A 15504-nucleotide genomic window follows, 5' to 3' on the forward strand; every position below is an offset into this window, starting at 1 on the left:
CCGAAGGTCCGTGGCACGCTCAACCTCGACGCCGCCACCCGCCACCTCGACCTGGACTTCTTCGTGCTGTTCTCCTCGGTCGCCGGTGTCTACGGGAATCGGCCGGGTGGGGCGAGCCGTTCAGGAGGCCGGGACGCCGGGGGCGGCGTCGCGCTCCTTGAGCATGTCGGTGATCAGCTGGATCTCCGAGGTCTGCCCGACCACCATGGACTGGGCGAGCCGCTTCTCGGTGTCGTTCTTCGCCAGGTCCACATAGCCCTGGGCCATCTCGACCCCGCCCTTGTGGTGTTCCAGCATCAGCCGCAGGTAGAACACCTCGGCGTCGCGCCCGCTGAGCGTGCGCAGCTTCGCCAGCTGGGTGTTGGTGGCCATGCCCGGCATCAGCGAGCCGTCGTGCGCCTGGTAGCCGTGGTCCATCGCCATCCACACCATCGGCTTGGCCGGTGAGTGCTGGGAGAGCCCCCACTGGTCGAGCCAGCCCATCATCATCCCGCGCTGGTTGGCCTGGGTGTTGATGATGTCGAAGGCCAGGGTGCGGACGGGCTCGTCGGCCGTCCGGTCCCGGACGATGAACGACAGGTCCACGGCCTGCTGGTGGTGGGTCGCCATGTCGCGGGCGAACCCGGCCTCGGGCGAGTCGGTCGCCGGCGCGGTCAGGGAGGACGAGCCGGAGGCCGACGTCCCGCTCGCCACCAGGGCGGGCACGCCGAGTGCCAGCGCCAGGGCGGCGGCCAGCGCGGCCGGCCACCAGAGCCTCCGGCGGCTCGCCGCCGGGGCCCCGTCGTCCTCGGCCGGGGCCTCGGACGCCTCGGCGGTCACATCGCCCCCATGGTGCAGGAGGCGCCGGGCTCCTGGGTCTGCTGGCCCTGGACGTACTTGGTGAAGAACTCGTTCACCCGGGGGTCGCTGGCGCTCTCCACGATCAGCTGGGTGCTCCAGGCGCTGAGGGTGATGGTGCCCTTCTCGTCCGGGTACGGGCTCATCAGCGAGTACGGGGTGGTCTTCACCTTGTCGGAGAGCGTCTTGAGGTCCTCCGGCGTGGCCTTGCCGTTGTACGTCACCCAGACCGCGCCGTGCTCCAGCGAGTGGACGGCGCGCTCGTTCTCGACCGGCTGGTCGTAGACGTGGCCCATGCAGTCCAGCCAGATCGCGTTGTGGTCGCCGCCGACCGGCGGGGTCTGCGGGTAGGTGACCTTGTCCTTGACGTGGTTGCGGCTGAGGTCGCCGAAGGTCTGCACGCCGTCGATCGGCGCGGCGGCGGCGGCCTGCTTGGCCTTCTTGTCCTGGTTGGCGTCCACCACGACCCAGGTGCCGGTGGCGATCGCGCCGACCACCAGGACACCGGCGACCACCGACGCGACGATCTTGTTCCTGCGGTCGCGGCGCTCCTCGACGGCGCGCAGCTCGGCGATCCGGGCGCGGCGGTCGAGGCCGGCCTGCTTGCCGGTCGGCTTGTTGGACTGCTTGGAGGCGGAACCCATGGGTTGTCCTTGTCCCCGCCGCGCGCTGTGGGCACGGCGGTCTGAAGAGAGAGCGGAAGGGCGGACCCGCCGGTCACCGCCGTCGGCGAAAGCCGCGGGGGACCAGGCGGTGGGCTCCGCTCAGGACCGGTGTACCTGGAGTTCGTGCAGGTCGGGCGCCGGGTGCGGGCCGACCAGAAGCCCGGCGCGGGGCAGCCGGGGCAGCGTCTCGGCCGCCTCCGTCCGGGGCGCCACCGCGGGCTGCGGCTGCGGCGGCGGGTTGGGCAGCTGGGCTTCCTGGGCGCAGTACGGGTGGCTGGAGCAGCCGTTGTTGCGCTGCGGCAGCTCGCCGTCGGCCGAGCACCAGGTCCAGTGGCGGTGGCCCCCGGCGTCCGGACGGTCGGCGGTCCGGTGTGCGGGGCCGGTGTGCGGGGCGGCGGACTGCCGGTCGGGCCCGCCCGCGCGGGCCTGGCGTACGCCGGGCGCCCCCGTCGCCCCGGCGGCCGGACCGACGAGGGTGGTGGTCAGGGCGGTCGTGGCCGCGGCGGCCACCTGCGAAGAGGCGTGGCGGTGGCCCGTGACCGCCTGGGCCTGCCCCGCGCACGGCAGTGAGGTGAGCAGCCCGACCAGCAGCAGGATCCACAGCGCACCCACCGGGTGGCCCGTGAGTGCGGCCCTCCCCGGTCGGGGTGATCTGGGGGCCGACGCGGTCATGCGCACATTTAATCAGCCGAACGAGTGAACCGATGCCCCCGCTCCGGGGCCATTTTCGGCGGCCGACGGACCGGAACGTCCCGGAAACGCCCTGCTCGGGACGGTTCCGGTAAGCACGAATGGAACGGCGGCGGAACCGGGGGCGAACCCGGGGACCGACCCGGTGGCCGGGATCATCCGATCAGTGCGTGTCCGTGTCCGGTTGTCGCCGAAACCCGGACAGCGTCGTTGCACTTGGGGAGAATGACGTCGAGTCCGGCCCCGCCGGGGGCGGCGCGACCACGGACCGACCAGGAGCCGCCAGATGAGCAATCAGGGTGCACCCGCGAAGCAGCAGCAGCGGTCGGAGGACGGCTGGTGGGATGCGGTCTACCAAGGCCCGGCGGGCACCCTTCCCGACACCCCGGACGCCGTGTCGGGGGAGGGCAGTGTCGACGACTGGTTCGAGACGGCGGCCGGGTTGATCGGCCGGCAGCGGACGGGCGAGCCGGCGGTTCCGGCGGCGGACGCCCCGGTGGCGGAGGTGCCGGCAGCGCCGGAGCCGGCCGAGCCCCCGGCGGCCGAGGAGCCGGCCGAGGAGCCGGCCGAAGCGGCGCCGCTGTCGGAGGTGGCGCCGACGGGGGACGAGGGGCCGGCGCGGGACAGCATCGACGACTGGTTCGACACCGCGGCCGGGGTGATCGGCCAGCAGCCCGCAGCGGAGGAGACCCACAGGTTCCCGGCCCCGTCCTGGGCGGCCGACGCGCGGGCCGAGGAGCCGGCGGACGCTCCGGTACCGGCGGCGGAGCCCGAGGCCGTACCCGAGCCCGAGCCTGTTCTCCAGAAGCCGGAGCCGGTGCCGGTTGCCCAGAAGCCGGAGCCCGAGCCCGCGTCGGAGCCCGCCCCGGTCCTGACGAAGCCCGAACCCGAACCCGCCCCGGCCGTCCGGCCACCCGCCCCCGAGGCGGCTGCCCCCGCTCCCGCGCTCTCCGCGCCCCGCCCCACCCCCCGCTCGCCGCGCCCCGGCGCCGGGCCCGTCGTGCCGCACGTCGGTGAGCGCCCGCCCACGTACGGGCCGGAGCCGACCGCCGTCCCGGAGACGGCCCCCGGCACGCTGGCCGCCGTCGTGCCGGACACCGCGCTGGAGGGCGCCCAGTACGCCTCCGCCACGCTGCGCGCCGTCTCCGTCCGGGGCGACTCCGCCCGCCACCGGGGCGAGCCGCGCCGCGACACCCTGCTGGTCACCAGGTTCGGCGACGGCCCCGACGGACTGCTGCTCGCGGCCGTCGGCAGCTTCGACCGCTCCGCCACCGAGTCCGCGACCGCCCCGGGCGCCGAGCCCGGGACCGGCACCGCCACCGACGCCGCCCCGGAGGCCGTCGCCACGGCTACCGCCGAGGCCTGCCGCCAGCTCGCCGCCGCGATCGGCCGCAGCCGGTCCGGGCTCGCCGCCGACCTCCGGGACGGCGCCCGCGACCGGCTCCGGTACGGACTCCAGCGGCTGGCCACCAGCGCCGCCGCCCCGCTGCGCGCGCTCGCGCCCCGGGCGGAGGGCGACGACGCGCCGTCCCCCGCCTCGCTGCACTGTCTGCTGCTCTCGCTCGACCCGGCGGCCACCTACCGGGCGGCGTTCGGGGTCGGTCCCGGCGGGCTGTTCCTGCTGCGCTCGGGCCACTGGATCGACGCCTACGCGGCCCGTCTGCTGCACCACCCGGACGGCCAGCCGCCGCTGCCCGACGCCCCGGTGCCGGAGCCGCGCCCGTTCCGCTTCCGGATGGTCCCGGCCACCCCGGGTGACATCCTGCTGCTCTGCAGCCCGGGCCTGGCGCGTCCGATCGCCGACGAACCGGCCGTCGCCCACTTCCTCGCCGCCCACTGGACCCACCCCCACCCGCCGGGCACCGTGGACTTCCTCCGCCAGGTGCAGGTCCGCGCCAAGGGGTACGCCGACGACCGCACGGCGGCCGCGATCTGGACGGAGTGAGCGGCGCGAGCGGTCAGTTGGCCGCCCCCAGCAGGGCCCGGCAGGCCGAATCCGCCAGGTGCAGCGCCTTGGTGCGGCGCGCGCCGGGCAGCCCGAGGGCGAGCGGGACGGCGAGACCGTCCAGCAGGGCGCGGATCTGGAAGGCGCGCTCAACGGCCGGGCCGGGCCCGAAGTGGCCTGCGGCGGTGCCGTTCTCGATCAGGACGACCAGGTCCGCCTGCCACGGGGCCTCGATCTCCAGCTGCCCCTGCCGGAGTTCCTCGCTGGCGGGGGAGCGGCCCCACACCTCCACCCAGAGGATCCAGCGCGGGTCGCCCGGCCCCTCGGGCAGGTAGAGCCGGACGTACTCGCCGAGCCGCGCCCAGACGTCCGGTCCGGCGCCGGGCCGGATGCCGTCGGTCAGGGCGCCGTCGGTCAGGGCGCCGTCGGTCGGGACGCCGACGGTCAGGGCGGCGTGGCGGCGGGTGCCGAGCTGCTCCTCGCTCCAGCGCAGGGTCTCCAGCAGCAGCTGGTCCTTGCTGCCGAAGTAGTAGAGGAGGTGTCCGGCGCTCATCTGGAGCTGTCTGCCCAGGCCCGCCATGGTGAGTCTGGCGAGCCCGTGCTCGGCGATCGCCGCCCGCGCGGTGGCGAAGACCTCCTCGCGGGGGCGCGCCGGCCGGCGCGGGCGGGGCTCCGTCATCTGCTCGTCTCCTCTGTGCCGTGCCGTGCCTGCGTCGTGCCTGTGTTGTGGGGGCATGCCGTGCGGGCCCTGTCCGGCAGGATCGGCCGGACAGGGCCCAGTCGGGGCAGTCGGGTCAGACGGCCTTCGGCTGCTGCTGCGTGATGCAGTGGATGCCGCCGCCGTTGGCGAAGATCTCGCGGGCGTCGACCAGTTCGACCGTGCGGCCGGGATAGGCCCGGCCCAGGACGGCGGCGGCCTCCTGGTCACGGGGGTCGTCGAAGCCGCAGAGGATCACGGCGCCGTTGGCCACGTAGTGGTTGATGTAGGAGTAGTCGACCGGCTCGCCCTCCTCGTCCAGCAGGACGGTGGGGGCGGGCAGTTCGACGACCTCCAGCGGCCGGCCCTGGGCGTCGGTGGCGGCGCGCAGGACCGCCACCAGCTCCTGGCAGACCTCGTGGTCGGGGTGGGACGGGTCCGGCTGGACGTGCGCGACCACGACGCCGGGGCGGACGAAGGAGGCGACGATGTCGATGTGGCCCCGGGTGCCGAACTCGTCGTAGTCGCGGGTGAGTCCGCGCGGCAGCCAGATCGCCTTGGTGGTGCCGAGGAAGGCGTGCAGCTCGGCCTCGACCTCCTCCTTGGTCCAGTCGGCGTTGCGGCCCTCGCCGAGCTGGACGGTCTCGGTGACGAGCACGGTGCCCTCGCCGTCGACGTGGATGCCGCCGCCCTCGTTGATCAGCCGGGAGGCGAACCGCTGAACACCCGTCAGTTCGCCGATGTGCTCGGCGATGTGCTGGTCGTTGTCCCAGCGGGCCCAGGACTGCGCGCCCCAGCCGTTGAAGATCCAGTCGGTGGCGGCGACCGAGCCCTTGTCGTCGATCAGGAAGGACGGGCCGATGTCGCGCATCCAGGCGTCGTCCAGCGGGCGCTCGACGATCTCGACCTCGGGGGCGACGTACTTGCGCGCCTCCTCGGTCTCACCGGTGTTGACGACCAGGGTCACCGGCTCGTACCGGACGATGGTGTTGGCCACCCGGGCCCAGGCCTCGCGGCCGGCGTGCAGGTGCTCCGGGCTGTCGAAGGTCGGGTTGGCGGTCGGGAACGCCATCCAGGTGCGGTCGTGCGGGTGCCACTCGGCGGGCATCCGGTAGCCGAGCGAGGCGGGGGTCGGGGTCATCGTCAAGTCCTAAGGCGGGTGAGGGCGTTCAGAGGAAGTACAGGCGGCTGAGCGAGACGCTGTCGGCGGGCTCGGAGCGCAGCGGGGAGCCGTCGAGGGAGACCAGCCCGGTCTCGGTGACCTGGACGTCGCCGATCCGGGCGTTGCGCACCATGTCGCGCGGGCCGATGCCACGGGTGTTCCGGACGCCGACCCGGCGCCGTCGGGTGGGCATGCCGTCGGCCGGGCGGTCCAGGTACGCGCCGTCGGCGGCGGCCTGGGCGACGAAGGCGACGGAGAGGTCGGCGGCGGTCGCGCCGTGGGCGCCGAACTGGGGGCCGAGGACGAGGGGTTCGCAGCGGTCGGTGGAGGCGTTGGGGTCGCCGACCACGCCGTAGGCGGGGAAGCCGGCCTTCAGGACGAGCTGCGGCTTGGCACCGAAGTGGTCGGGGCGCCAGAGCACGATGTCGGCGAGCTTGCCGATCTCGATGGAGCCGACCTCGTGGGCCAGGCCGTGGGCGATCGCCGGGTTGATGGTGAGCTTCGCGATGTAGCGGAGCACGCGCTCGTTGTCGTCGCCGCCGTCGGTGGTGCCGTAGGAGCCGGTGCCGTCGAGCGGGCCGAGCTCGGCCTTCATCTTGCCGGCCATGGCGAAGGTGCGGCGGACGGTCTCGCCGGCGCGGCCCATGCCCTGGGCGTCGGAGGAGGTGATGCCGATGACGCCGAGGTCGTGGAGGACGTCCTCGGCGCCCATCGTGCCGGCGCGGATCCGGTCGCGGGCCATCGCGGCGTCACCGGGGAGGTCGACCTTGAGGTCGTGGGCGGAGACGATCATGCCGAAGTGCTCGCCGAGGGCGTCACGGCCGAACGGCAGGGTGGGGTTGGTGGAGGAGCCGATGACGTTCTCCACACCGGCCATCTTCAGCACGTTGGGGACGTGTCCGCCGCCGCAGCCCTCGATGTGGAAGGCGTGGATGGTCCGGCCCTCCAGCACCTTCAGTGTGTCCTCGACGGAGAGGCACTCGTTGAGGCCGTCGGTGTGCAGGGCGACCTGGACGTCGTACTCCTCGGCGACCCGCAGCGCGGTGTCCAGCGCGCGGGTGTGGGCGCCCATGTCCTCGTGGACCTTGAAGCCGGAGGCGCCGCCCTCGGCCAGCGCCTCGACCAGCGGCGCCGCGTCGGAGGACGAGCCCCGGCCCAGGAAGCCGATGTTGACCGGCCAGGCGTCGAAGGCGTTGAACGCGTGCCGCAGCGCCCAGGGCGAGTTGACGCCGACGCCCCAGACCGGGCCGAACTCCTGGCCGATGATCGTGGTCACGCCGGAGGCCAGCGAGGCCTCCATGATCCGCGGCGAGAGCAGGTGGACATGGGTGTCGACGGCGCCGGCGGTGGCGATCAGGCCCTCGCCGGAGACGATCGTGGTCCCGGTGCCGACGACGACGTCGACGCCGTCCAGGGTGTCGGGGTTGCCGGCCCGGCCGATGGAGGCGATCCGGCCGTCGATCAGGCCGATGGAGGTCTTGCGGATGCCCTGGACGGCGTCGATGACCAGGACGTTGCTGATCACGACGTCGCAGGTGTCGCGGACGGCGGCGGCCTTGAGGTGCAGGCCGTCGCGGGCGGTCTTGCCGAAGCCGGCCAGGAACTCCTCACCCGGCGCCTGCGAGTCCGACTCCACCCGGACGATCAGTCCGGAGTCCCCGAGCCGGACCCGGTCCCCGGCCCGCGGGCCGTGCACCGAGATGTAGTCGTGGGGGGTGATGGCACTCATGCTCCGGCCTCGCTTCGCTCGTCGGCCCGCGTCCCCGCGGCGGCCGTGTCCATCTGTCGGCTCCGTCCGCTCACGACTGCACCTCGGCGTCGTCGAAGCCGGTCAGGTAGCCGGTGGCGCGCGCCTTCGCCAGGGCGGCCTCCTTCGCGCCGGGCGCGTCCAGCGGGCCGTCGACCAGGCCGGCGAAGCCGATCGCGACCCGCTCGCCGGCGATCGGGACGAGGCCGACCTCCACGGTGGCACCCGGGTCGAAGCGGACCGAGGAGCCGGCCGGTACCGCCAGATGGGTGCCGTAGGCGGCGGCGCGGTCGAAGGCCAGGCGCGGGTTGGACTCGAAGAAGTGGAAGTGCGAGGTGACCGAGATCGGCACCGCGGAGGTGTTGTGGACGGGCAGCAGCACCGTCTCCTCGACCGGGTCGTAGCCCGCGCCGTCACCGAGCAGCGTGCCGCCGGGGGCCTCGTGGTCGAGCGATCCCGCGCCCTTGAACGGGTCGTTGACCACGGCCAGCCGGGTGCCGTCCTCGAAGACCGCCTCGACCTGGACCACGGTGACCACGTCCGCCACACCGGGCAGCACGTCCTCGGCGCCGAGCACGGAGCGCCCGGCCTCGATCGCCTCGGCGAGGCGCCGGCCGTCCCGGGCGGCCTCGCAGACGGTGTCCGCGATCAGGGCGTGCGCCTCCGGGATGTTGAGGCGTACGCCCCGGGCGCGGCGGGCGCGGGCCAGCTCGGCTGCTGTGAAGATCAGCAGCCGGTCCCGCTCGGTGGGGGTCAGTCGCACGGTTCCTCGCTCGCGGTCGCCGGGGGAATGACGTTAGAACGGCGTTCAAACATCTCGGGTCATTGAACCCGGACCCGGCCGCCCTGTCCAGCGTTGCCCGTCCCCGGACGTTCGGCTCGCCGGGCACCGCCATCGGGTCCGCGGCGGGCCGGGGGCGGCGTACGCGGGCGCGGCGGGCCGCGGCCCGGCTTCGAAAATGGCTTGTACGCATCGCAAACCTGTCCGGCCCGGGCAGTTGGATCACGCCGGCCACCCCGTGCCCCTTTCACCCCAGGTGATCGGACGCACACTGTTGAAAGCGCCGCAGGCTGGGCATGAGGATGAGTGGTCAGAACGAGGGGGCCACCCGGTCGGCAGGGGATCCGGCAGCGGGAGCCCGGATTGAGGGCGGGGGCATGTGTTGATGGACGGTCAGTCGCGATTCCCGCGGCAGCGGACGAGTTCGGGGGACGCATTTCGGCCGAGGCCCCAGGGGGGCGGGCCCGGGGCGTCCGGCCTGCCGGGCACCACCGGGCGGGCGGGCCCGGCACTGCCGAGTGCTCCGGCACCCGGCTGCGCGCTGCACCGCCGGCTGCATCTGACGCTGGAGGCGGCCGACCTGGTCGCGGTCGGGGCGGTGCGCAGCCGGCTGAGGTCCGCGCTGCGGATCTGGGGGGTGCCCGAGCTGGCCGACACGGCCGAGCTGCTCTCCTCCGAGCTGGTCACCAACGCGCTCCTGCACACCGGCCAGGGCGCGGCGTTCGACGCGGCGCTCGGCGCCGACCTGCGGCTGCGGATCGAGGTCCAGGACGGCACCACCCGGCTGCCCCGCCGCCGCGACCCGGAGGGCGAGTACGCCACCTCGGGGCGCGGGCTGCTGCTGGTCGAGGCGCTGGCCGACTCCTGGGGGGTGCAGCTGCGCGGGGACGGCAAGGTCACCTGGTTCGAGCTGGCCTCGCCCTGACCGAGGCGGGCCCGGACGGGCGGGCGCCCCGGCGGCCGTGCCCGGCCCGGACCGGTGGGCCGGGGCCGGCCTTGGAAGATCAGGTCGTTCGCCGCCGAACGGCGCCCGTGACGGAAGGCCGGGCGGAAGATTTCCGGCCCGTTGCCATTGCCGCTCGGCCGAACATTGGACAGGATGGTGGGAATGTGTGCCCGCGTGCGGGAAGCAGCGGGGAGCCATCACCTCGACTGACCACCGTCCGTCGGCACCGTCCGATCCAGCACCACCCACCACACCGCCATGCGGCCCGCCCGGACGGTCGGCGCGGTCCACCACGGCAGCGGCAGGAGCAGCATGCCCACTGAGCCCGAGTCACCGGGGCCGGCGCTTCCTCCCGGCTCGTCCACGGCCGGGTCGGGGCGGGCGAGACCACCCGCCCAGGCGGCGCGCAGGCACGCGCTGCGGACGGCACCGGGGCTGGCGGCCGGGCGGCTGGCGCCGATGCTCTCCGGCGGCCTGCCGATCTCCTCCGGGGACTCCACGCCGGACTGGCTGGAGCCCGCGATGGCCGCCAACGGCATCGGCTCCTTCGACTGGGACATCCGCCGCGACGTCCTGGAGGGCGACCAGCGGGCCTGCGCCATCATCGGCCTGGACGCCGCGGACAAGAGCCGCTTCGACCGCACCTCCGCCTCCTTCCTGGCCCTGCTGCACCCCGAGGACGCCCCCGTGGTGCGCCGCCGGGTCGAGCGCGCGGTGGCCGAGCTGGGCCAGTGCGGCGCCTACTACCGCACGGTCGGGCCGAGCGGGGCGATGAAGGCGGTGCGCTTCCGCGGCCGGGTGCTCGCGGACGCCTTCGGCCGCGCCTCACGGATGGTCGGCTTCGTCTGGGACGCCACCGTCGAGCTGCACAAGCGCGACCGCGCCGACCGGCTGGCCCTGCTGCGCGAGGAGCGCTCACGGTTCATCAAGGAGGCCGCCCGCGCGCTCTCCGAGGCCGTCACCGTCCGCGACGTCGCCCGGGTCTTCACCGAGCTGCCGCTGCCCGGCCTGCCGCCGGACGGTCTGGTGCTGGCCGCCTTCGAGGCGGGCCGGGTCCGGGTGCTCGGCGCCTCCGGCTACCGGCCGGGGGAGATCTCCGGTTACGACCGCTCGGTGCTGCCCGTCGCCCACCCGGCGGCCGAGGCGCTGCGCAACCGCGCGCCGGTCTTCGTCACCGGCCGCGAGGAGTACCGCGAGCGCTACCCGGAGGTGTGGGAGTCGACCAGCCGGAGCGGCCGCGGCTCCTGGGCGTTCCTGCCGCTGGTGGCCAGCGGCCGGGCGATCGGCGTCTGCCTGGTCAGCTTCGACGACGACCGCCAGCTGGACGCCGACGAGCGCACCCTGCTCTCCACCCTGGGCGGCCTGGTCGCCCAGTCGCTGGCCCGGGCCCGGCTGCACGACGCCGAGCACGAGCTGGCGGCCGGCCTGCAACGGGTGATGCTGCCGCGCAGCGTGCCGTCGGTGCCCGGCGTCACCACCGCCGTCCGCTATCTGGCCGCCGGTTCGGGGCTCCAGATCGGCGGTGACTGGTACGACGTGGTCCCGCTGCCCGGCGGGCACGTCGGCCTGGTGATCGGCGACGTCCAGGGGCACGACGTGCACGCCGCCGGGATCATGGGCCAGCTGCGGATCGCCCTGCGGGCGTACGCCGCGGAGGGCCACCCGCCGGCCGCCGTGATGGCCCGCGCCTCGCGCTTCCTCGCCGACCTGGACACCGACCACTTCGCCACCTGCACCTACGCCGAGGTGAACGTCGACTACGGCGTGGTCTACGCCGTCCGGGCCGGCCACCTCGACCCGGTGGTCCGCCGGGCCGACGGCACCGCCGCCGTCCAGCCGGTCGCGGGCGGTCTGCCGCTGGGCATCGCCTCGGACGAGGAGTACCGCGTCACCCGGTTCAGCCTGGACCCGGGCGAGACGGTGCTGCTCTGCACCGACGGCCTGGTCGAGGCGCGCGGCATGGATCTCGACGACGGCATCGCCCGGCTCACCCGGGCGCTCGCCGGCCCGGTCGCGGCCGGGGAGGAGAGCGCCCGTGACCCGCTGGAGGACCTCGCGGACCGGATCGCCTCCCAGGCCGCCGACTCCAGCGAGCGCGAGGACGACATAGCGCTGCTGCTCCTGCGCTGGGACGGCCCGGCGGGCGGACTGGCCGCCCAGCAGCTCCGCCGCCGGATCGGGCAGGCCGACCTCGCCCGGATCTCCGAGGTGCGGGCCGAACTGTGCGACGCGCTGCGCCGCTGGGGTGTGGCCGAGCTGGTCGACACGGCCGAGCTGCTGGCGTCCGAGCTGGTCACCAACGCCATCCGGCACACCGACCGGGATGCCATGTTCACCGCCCGGCTCTACCGCGAGCCGACGGCCGACGGCGGCCGGGCCCGGCTCCGGGTCGAGGTGGAGGACGAGTCGGACCTCTGGCCGACCCGCCGGACACCGGGGGAGCAGGCGTCCTCCGGCCGCGGGTTGATGCTGGTCGAGGCGCTGGCGGACGGCTGGGGCGTGGAGCCGCGGGGCACCGGCAAGCGGATGTGGTTCGAGCTCACCGCGACGCCCGCGGCCTGAGGCCGGGGCCGGGGCCTGTCGGACAGGCCCCGGGCCGACCTCAGCCGAACTGCTGCTCCAGGTCCTTCAGCTTGCGCTCCAGCGAGTCCAGCCGGGGCAGTGCCACGGTGTCCTCCTCCACGGTGAGGTCGATGGTGCGCCGGTCAGGTCGGGCCGGCAGGCCCGGCTTGACCACGGTGCCCTCGGCGGCGGGCGCCGCGGCCGGCCCCGGTGGCTCGACGGCGGTCCGGTCGGTCGAGGGGCCGGCGGCTATGGCGGACTCCGAGCCGGACTCCAGCTGCCGGGCCGGTCCGCCGCGCTGGCGCCAGACGCTGTTGGTGCGGTTGATGGCCCTGATCTCGGCCCGCTCGCGGCGGCCGGCCAGCTTGCGGCGCTCGCGCTCGGCGCTCTTCTCCCGTTTGTCCTCGCGGACCTCGTCGACCGCCTCGTCCAGGCTCCGGACGCCCTCCAGCAGCATCAGCGACCAGGCAGCGTAGGTCTCGCGCGGGGCGCGCAGCCAGCGGACGATGCGGATCTGCGGCAGCGGGCGCGGGACGAGACCCTGCTCGCGCAGGGCGGCCCGGCGGGTCTGCTTGAGCGCGCGGTCGAACAGGACGGCCGCCGAGAGCGACATCCCCGCGAAGAACTGCGGGGCGCCGGCGTGGCCGAAGCCGCGCGGGGCGTGCACCCAGTTGAACCAGGCGGAGGCGCCGGCGAACAGCCAGACCAGCAGGCGCGAGCCGAGCGCGGCGTCACCGTGGCTGGCCTCGCGGACGGCGAGCACCGAGCAGAACATCGCCGCGCCGTCCAGGCCGAACGGCACCAGGTACTCCCAGCCCCCGGAGAGGTTGAGGTTCTGGATCCCGAAGCCGACCAGTCCGTGGAAGGAGAGCGCGGCGGCGACGGCGGCGCAGCAGAACAGCAGGGTGTACGAGGCGGCGCCGTAGAGCGATTCCTTGCGCCGGCGCCGTTCCTCGGACCGCTCCCAGGAATCCGGGCCGCTGGAGGTGGTGGGGCCGCCCCGGTTCCGGGCCAGGGCCACCAGGAGGGCGGTGACCAGCAGCACCGCGACGGCGGTGATGGCCCAACCGAGCGGTATGTCGGACATTTTCATCGCCTGGACCAGCCTCGCTTTCCTGCGTCGCTTTCCGCCGCCGTGACGGTGGGGACCATCATGACGGATAAGCGGCCGGAGAATGGCTGACTCGCCCTCAATGCGCTGGTGAGGGGGATTTCTGGGGCAAATTCAATATCATTGTCGCATTAATTTGGGGTGGTTATTTCCCGGAATTCCGGGCTTGGCGCACTCTGCCCCGATGCGTATTCGGTCATCCTTGCGTCAACCCCGTGCCACCCGGGGGCAGCCGCCGCACATGGCCTCGGGCCGGACGGTGTAGACGAGGCAGCAGCTCGCCCGGGTCCGGTCGGCGGTCCGGGCGTCCTGGGTGTCCTGGGCATTCGGGGCGTCAGGGCCGGGGCGCGCTCCGGAGGTGAAGCCCGCGCCGGGCGTGAAGGGCGCGGGGGCGCCGGTACCCGAGCGTCCCGCGCCCGGTGCGCACGCCGGGAGCTCCGGCGTGAGCAGCGCGGAGAGTTCGGCGCGGGCCCGCTCCTCCTCGCCGAGCAGCCGGCCGACGTACCAGAGGCCCTCCACCACCGCGTCCGTCGCCATCGCCCAGAGCGTGCGCGGGCCGCGCCGTACCTGCGGGCGGAAGGCGGCGAGCACCGGCGTCAGGAGGTCGGCCAGGGCCGCCCGGAGCCCGGCGGCCAGCGCGGGCCCGTCGGGTACCGTCCGGGCGCCGCGCAGGCCGGCGGCGGGGTCGTCGGGCAGGCAGAGGAAGGCCTCCGGGCGGACCGTCAGCTCGCCGGTGCCACGGCGCACCGAGACGTCCCCGGGGGTGAGCAGCGGCACCCGGCGCTCCAGGAACCACGGCAGGGTGGCGAGCACCGAAACCGGCCAGACGAAGCGGTGCAGACCGAAGCCGGCCGCCACGTCCGGGCGCAGCGGGCGGCCGTACCGGGCCAGGCCCTGCCGGGCGTCATGGGCGATCAGCTCGCGCAGCGCCTCCGGGCGGGCGAGCAGATCGGCGCCGGAGACCCAGCCGTCGCCGCTGCGCGGCGGGGCGCAGTACACCCGCAGGGCGGGGAGCAGTCCGGTGAGCCGGCCGTAGCTCGCGGCGCAGGGGGCGGGGGCGCCCGGGATGAGGGTGACGGCGTGCGCGGGGGTGGTGCGGGGGGCGTGCGGCGCGGGGCCGGGCCGGGTGCTGCTCGCGGTCATGGGGCGGGCCCTATCGGGTCGACCGGAGACCGCCCGGGACCGCCCGGCCCGCCCCGGACGGTGCGGACTCCGGCCGGGCCCGGCCGGGCGGGGCCTGGCGGAGCCCGGGAACGGCGAGGCGAGCCGGCCGGGGCACTGCTCACCCCGGCCAGGTTAGGCTCACCTTAGCTGATGGTTCCCCGGGCCTCCCGCCCGACGCGTCCGTCCGGGGGCGTGACCGGTGGGCGCACCGCGCTCAGCTGGCGCGCGAGCCACACCGGTACGCCCCCGAGCGCCTGGACCAGCCGGGCCGCCTCGGCCCGCAGCCGGACGGCCTCGTCCGGCTCGACGACCTCGGCCAGCGCGGCCAGCGCGGGCGCGACACCCACCGTGAAGCCGAGCTGTTCGCGCAGCCGCAGTGAGGCGTCGAACCCCTCCCGGGCCCGGTCGTGGTCCCCGGTGGCCAGCGCCAGCGCGGCCAGGTGCCGCCAGGTGTAGGAGCGCAGCAGCTCGTCCCCCCGCTCGCCCGCGCCCTCGTGCGCCCGGCGGTAGGCGATCCAGGCCGCCGTCGGGTCGCGCAGCAGGTTCTCGGCGACCAGCCCCCGGCGGAAGTCCAGCAGCGGCCGCCCGGGGGCGTCCGGCGGCAGCAGCGCGGAGGTGCGGCCGAGCGCCGCCTGCGCCTCGTCCAGCCGGTCCCGCGGGCCGAGCACGCTGGCCACGTACGCCAGGAAGCCGCGGGCGCAGGAGGCCGCCGCGCGCTGTTCGGTGGTGGCCACCACGGCCTCGGCCAGCCGCAGTGCCTGCTCCGCCTGGGGCCAGTGGGCCGCGGTGAACAGGCATTGTTCGATGAGGAGTTCGGCCCGGCCGAGCGCTGCCCCGGGGTCGCGCTCGGCGGCCGGGCGTAACAGCTCCGCGGCCTCCTGCCAGCACGCCCGGGACCGCAGCCGCCACACGGTGTCCCCCGGCTCCTGGGGCGCTGTCGGCCCCCGTCCGTCCTGGCCGCTCGGGCCCGATCCGTGCTCCGACAACGCCACCTCCTTGTGCGCGCCATCCAGCAGGACACAGGCCTCCCCCCGAGGCCCGCGTTGTGGCGGCAATTCAACACGGGGGTGAGCTTGTGCACCAGATCACGAGCGCAGGTTGTTGGCCGCCGCCGGATACCACCGCGTCATCGTCCTGTGCCGCGACGGCGTTCTCGGCGACCCGGACCGCGCGCCGTTCGACCGCATCATCGTCACC

At 74.9% G+C, this 15504-nt stretch carries 14 protein-coding genes and 2 pseudogenes; 5 read left to right on the forward strand and 11 right to left on the reverse strand.

From position 1 onward, the window contains the following. Positions 1–90, forward strand: a pseudogene (locus AB0P06_RS35490) (KR domain-containing protein); the annotation flags it as partial. A 30-nt stretch (positions 91–120) separates the two neighbouring features. Here AB0P06_RS35490 and AB0P06_RS35495 read toward each other — a convergent pair. From AB0P06_RS35495 to AB0P06_RS35505, 3 genes are all read right to left on the reverse strand, one after another. After that, positions 121–819 (reverse strand): DUF305 domain-containing protein, encoded by a 699-nt coding sequence (locus tag AB0P06_RS35495; protein ID WP_363614885.1) that lies wholly within the window; start codon positions 817–819, stop codon positions 121–123. Continuing rightward, positions 816–1481, reverse strand: coding sequence for a DUF3105 domain-containing protein (locus tag AB0P06_RS35500; protein ID WP_363614887.1), 666 nt, complete (start codon positions 1479–1481; stop codon positions 816–818). Before AB0P06_RS35500 ends, AB0P06_RS35495 begins: the two co-directional genes overlap by 4 nt. 120 nt (positions 1482–1601) lie before the next feature. After that, on the reverse strand, positions 1602–2114 hold the full coding sequence (locus AB0P06_RS35505) for a hypothetical protein (RefSeq protein WP_363614889.1): 513 nt from the start codon (positions 2112–2114) through the stop codon (positions 1602–1604). Between the two features lie 364 nt (positions 2115–2478). On the opposite strand from AB0P06_RS35505, the gene AB0P06_RS35510 reads away from it, so the two are divergent. Continuing rightward, the gene (locus tag AB0P06_RS35510; protein ID WP_363614891.1) at positions 2479–4137 is read left to right on the forward strand and encodes a hypothetical protein; all 1659 of its coding nucleotides are present in this window, start codon (positions 2479–2481) and stop codon (positions 4135–4137) included. 13 nt (positions 4138–4150) lie between these two features. On the opposite strand, the gene AB0P06_RS35515 is transcribed toward AB0P06_RS35510, so the two are convergent. The 4 genes from AB0P06_RS35515 to ureA form a co-directional block, all read right to left on the reverse strand. Next, positions 4151–4816 carry a TetR/AcrR family transcriptional regulator gene (locus tag AB0P06_RS35515; protein ID WP_363614893.1) on the reverse strand — a complete coding sequence of 222 codons (666 nt, stop codon included), beginning with the start codon at positions 4814–4816 and terminating at the stop codon, positions 4151–4153. A 115-nt stretch (positions 4817–4931) separates the two neighbouring features. Beyond that, positions 4932–5975: an agmatine deiminase family protein gene (locus tag AB0P06_RS35520; protein ID WP_363614895.1), complete on the reverse strand. Its 1044-nt coding sequence runs from the start codon at positions 5973–5975 to the stop codon at positions 4932–4934. A 28-nt stretch (positions 5976–6003) separates the two neighbouring features. Beyond that, a complete protein-coding gene (locus AB0P06_RS35525) occupies positions 6004–7725 on the reverse strand; it encodes an urease subunit alpha (RefSeq protein ID WP_363614897.1) in 1722 nt (573 codons plus the stop codon). Positions 7726–7795: 70 nt separating this feature from the next. Beyond that, positions 7796–8506, reverse strand: coding sequence for an urease subunit gamma (gene ureA, locus AB0P06_RS35530; protein ID WP_363614899.1), 711 nt, complete (start codon positions 8504–8506; stop codon positions 7796–7798). 403 nt (positions 8507–8909) lie between these two features. On the opposite strand from ureA, the gene AB0P06_RS35535 reads away from it, so the two are divergent. Next, positions 8910–9449, forward strand: coding sequence for an ATP-binding protein (locus AB0P06_RS35535; RefSeq protein ID WP_363614900.1), 540 nt, complete (start codon positions 8910–8912; stop codon positions 9447–9449). Between the two features lie 218 nt (positions 9450–9667). Here AB0P06_RS35535 and AB0P06_RS35540 read toward each other — a convergent pair whose 3' ends face one another. After that, on the reverse strand, positions 9668–10003 hold the full coding sequence (locus AB0P06_RS35540; RefSeq protein ID WP_363614902.1) for a hypothetical protein: 336 nt from the start codon (positions 10001–10003) through the stop codon (positions 9668–9670). On the opposite strand from AB0P06_RS35540, the gene AB0P06_RS35545 reads away from it, so the two are divergent. Further along, complete coding sequence (locus AB0P06_RS35545; protein ID WP_363614904.1) at positions 9993–12032, forward strand: SpoIIE family protein phosphatase; 2040 nt, start codon at positions 9993–9995, stop codon at positions 12030–12032. The genes AB0P06_RS35540 and AB0P06_RS35545 overlap by 11 nt on opposite strands. A gap of 40 nt (positions 12033–12072) precedes the next feature. Here AB0P06_RS35545 and AB0P06_RS35550 read toward each other — a convergent pair whose 3' ends face one another. From AB0P06_RS35550 to AB0P06_RS35560, 3 genes are all read right to left on the reverse strand, one after another. Continuing rightward, a complete protein-coding gene (locus tag AB0P06_RS35550) occupies positions 12073–13125 on the reverse strand; it encodes a DUF2637 domain-containing protein (RefSeq protein WP_363614906.1) in 1053 nt (350 codons plus the stop codon). A 225-nt stretch (positions 13126–13350) separates the two neighbouring features. Next, entirely contained in the window at positions 13351–14286 is a 936-nt protein-coding gene (locus tag AB0P06_RS35555; protein WP_363614908.1) for a (2Fe-2S)-binding protein, read from the reverse strand. Between the two features lie 164 nt (positions 14287–14450). Then, a complete protein-coding gene (locus tag AB0P06_RS35560) occupies positions 14451–15293 on the reverse strand; it encodes a hypothetical protein (protein ID WP_363614910.1) in 843 nt (280 codons plus the stop codon). Positions 15294–15399: 106 nt separating this feature from the next. On the opposite strand from AB0P06_RS35560, the pseudogene AB0P06_RS35565 reads away from it, so the two are divergent. Further along, a pseudogene (locus AB0P06_RS35565) lies at positions 15400–15504 on the forward strand (methyltransferase); the annotation flags it as partial.

The sequence above is a fragment of the Kitasatospora sp. NPDC088351 genome (assembly GCF_040685575.1).
Taxonomy (GTDB): domain Bacteria; phylum Actinomycetota; class Actinomycetes; order Streptomycetales; family Streptomycetaceae; genus Kitasatospora.

Excerpts from the sequence above, each read along its gene's own strand:
- AB0P06_RS35545 (WP_363614904.1), top strand. The coding sequence starts at position 9,993 with ATGGCCGCCAACGGCATCGGCTCCTTCGACTGGGACATCCGCCGCGAC.
- AB0P06_RS35520 (WP_363614895.1), bottom strand. The coding sequence starts at position 5,975 with ATGACCCCGACCCCCGCCTCGCTCGGCTACCGGATGCCCGCCGAGTGG.
- AB0P06_RS35535 (WP_363614900.1), top strand. The coding sequence starts at position 8,910 with ATGGACGGTCAGTCGCGATTCCCGCGGCAGCGGACGAGTTCGGGGGAC.
- AB0P06_RS35550 (WP_363614906.1), bottom strand. The coding sequence starts at position 13,125 with ATGAAAATGTCCGACATACCGCTCGGTTGGGCCATCACCGCCGTCGCG.
- AB0P06_RS35555 (WP_363614908.1), bottom strand. The coding sequence starts at position 14,286 with ATGACCGCGAGCAGCACCCGGCCCGGCCCCGCGCCGCACGCCCCCCGC.
- AB0P06_RS35525 (WP_363614897.1), bottom strand. The coding sequence starts at position 7,725 with ATGAGTGCCATCACCCCCCACGACTACATCTCGGTGCACGGCCCGCGG.
- AB0P06_RS35510 (WP_363614891.1), top strand. The coding sequence starts at position 2,479 with ATGAGCAATCAGGGTGCACCCGCGAAGCAGCAGCAGCGGTCGGAGGAC.
- AB0P06_RS35500 (WP_363614887.1), bottom strand. The coding sequence starts at position 1,481 with ATGGGTTCCGCCTCCAAGCAGTCCAACAAGCCGACCGGCAAGCAGGCC.
- AB0P06_RS35515 (WP_363614893.1), bottom strand. The coding sequence starts at position 4,816 with ATGACGGAGCCCCGCCCGCGCCGGCCGGCGCGCCCCCGCGAGGAGGTC.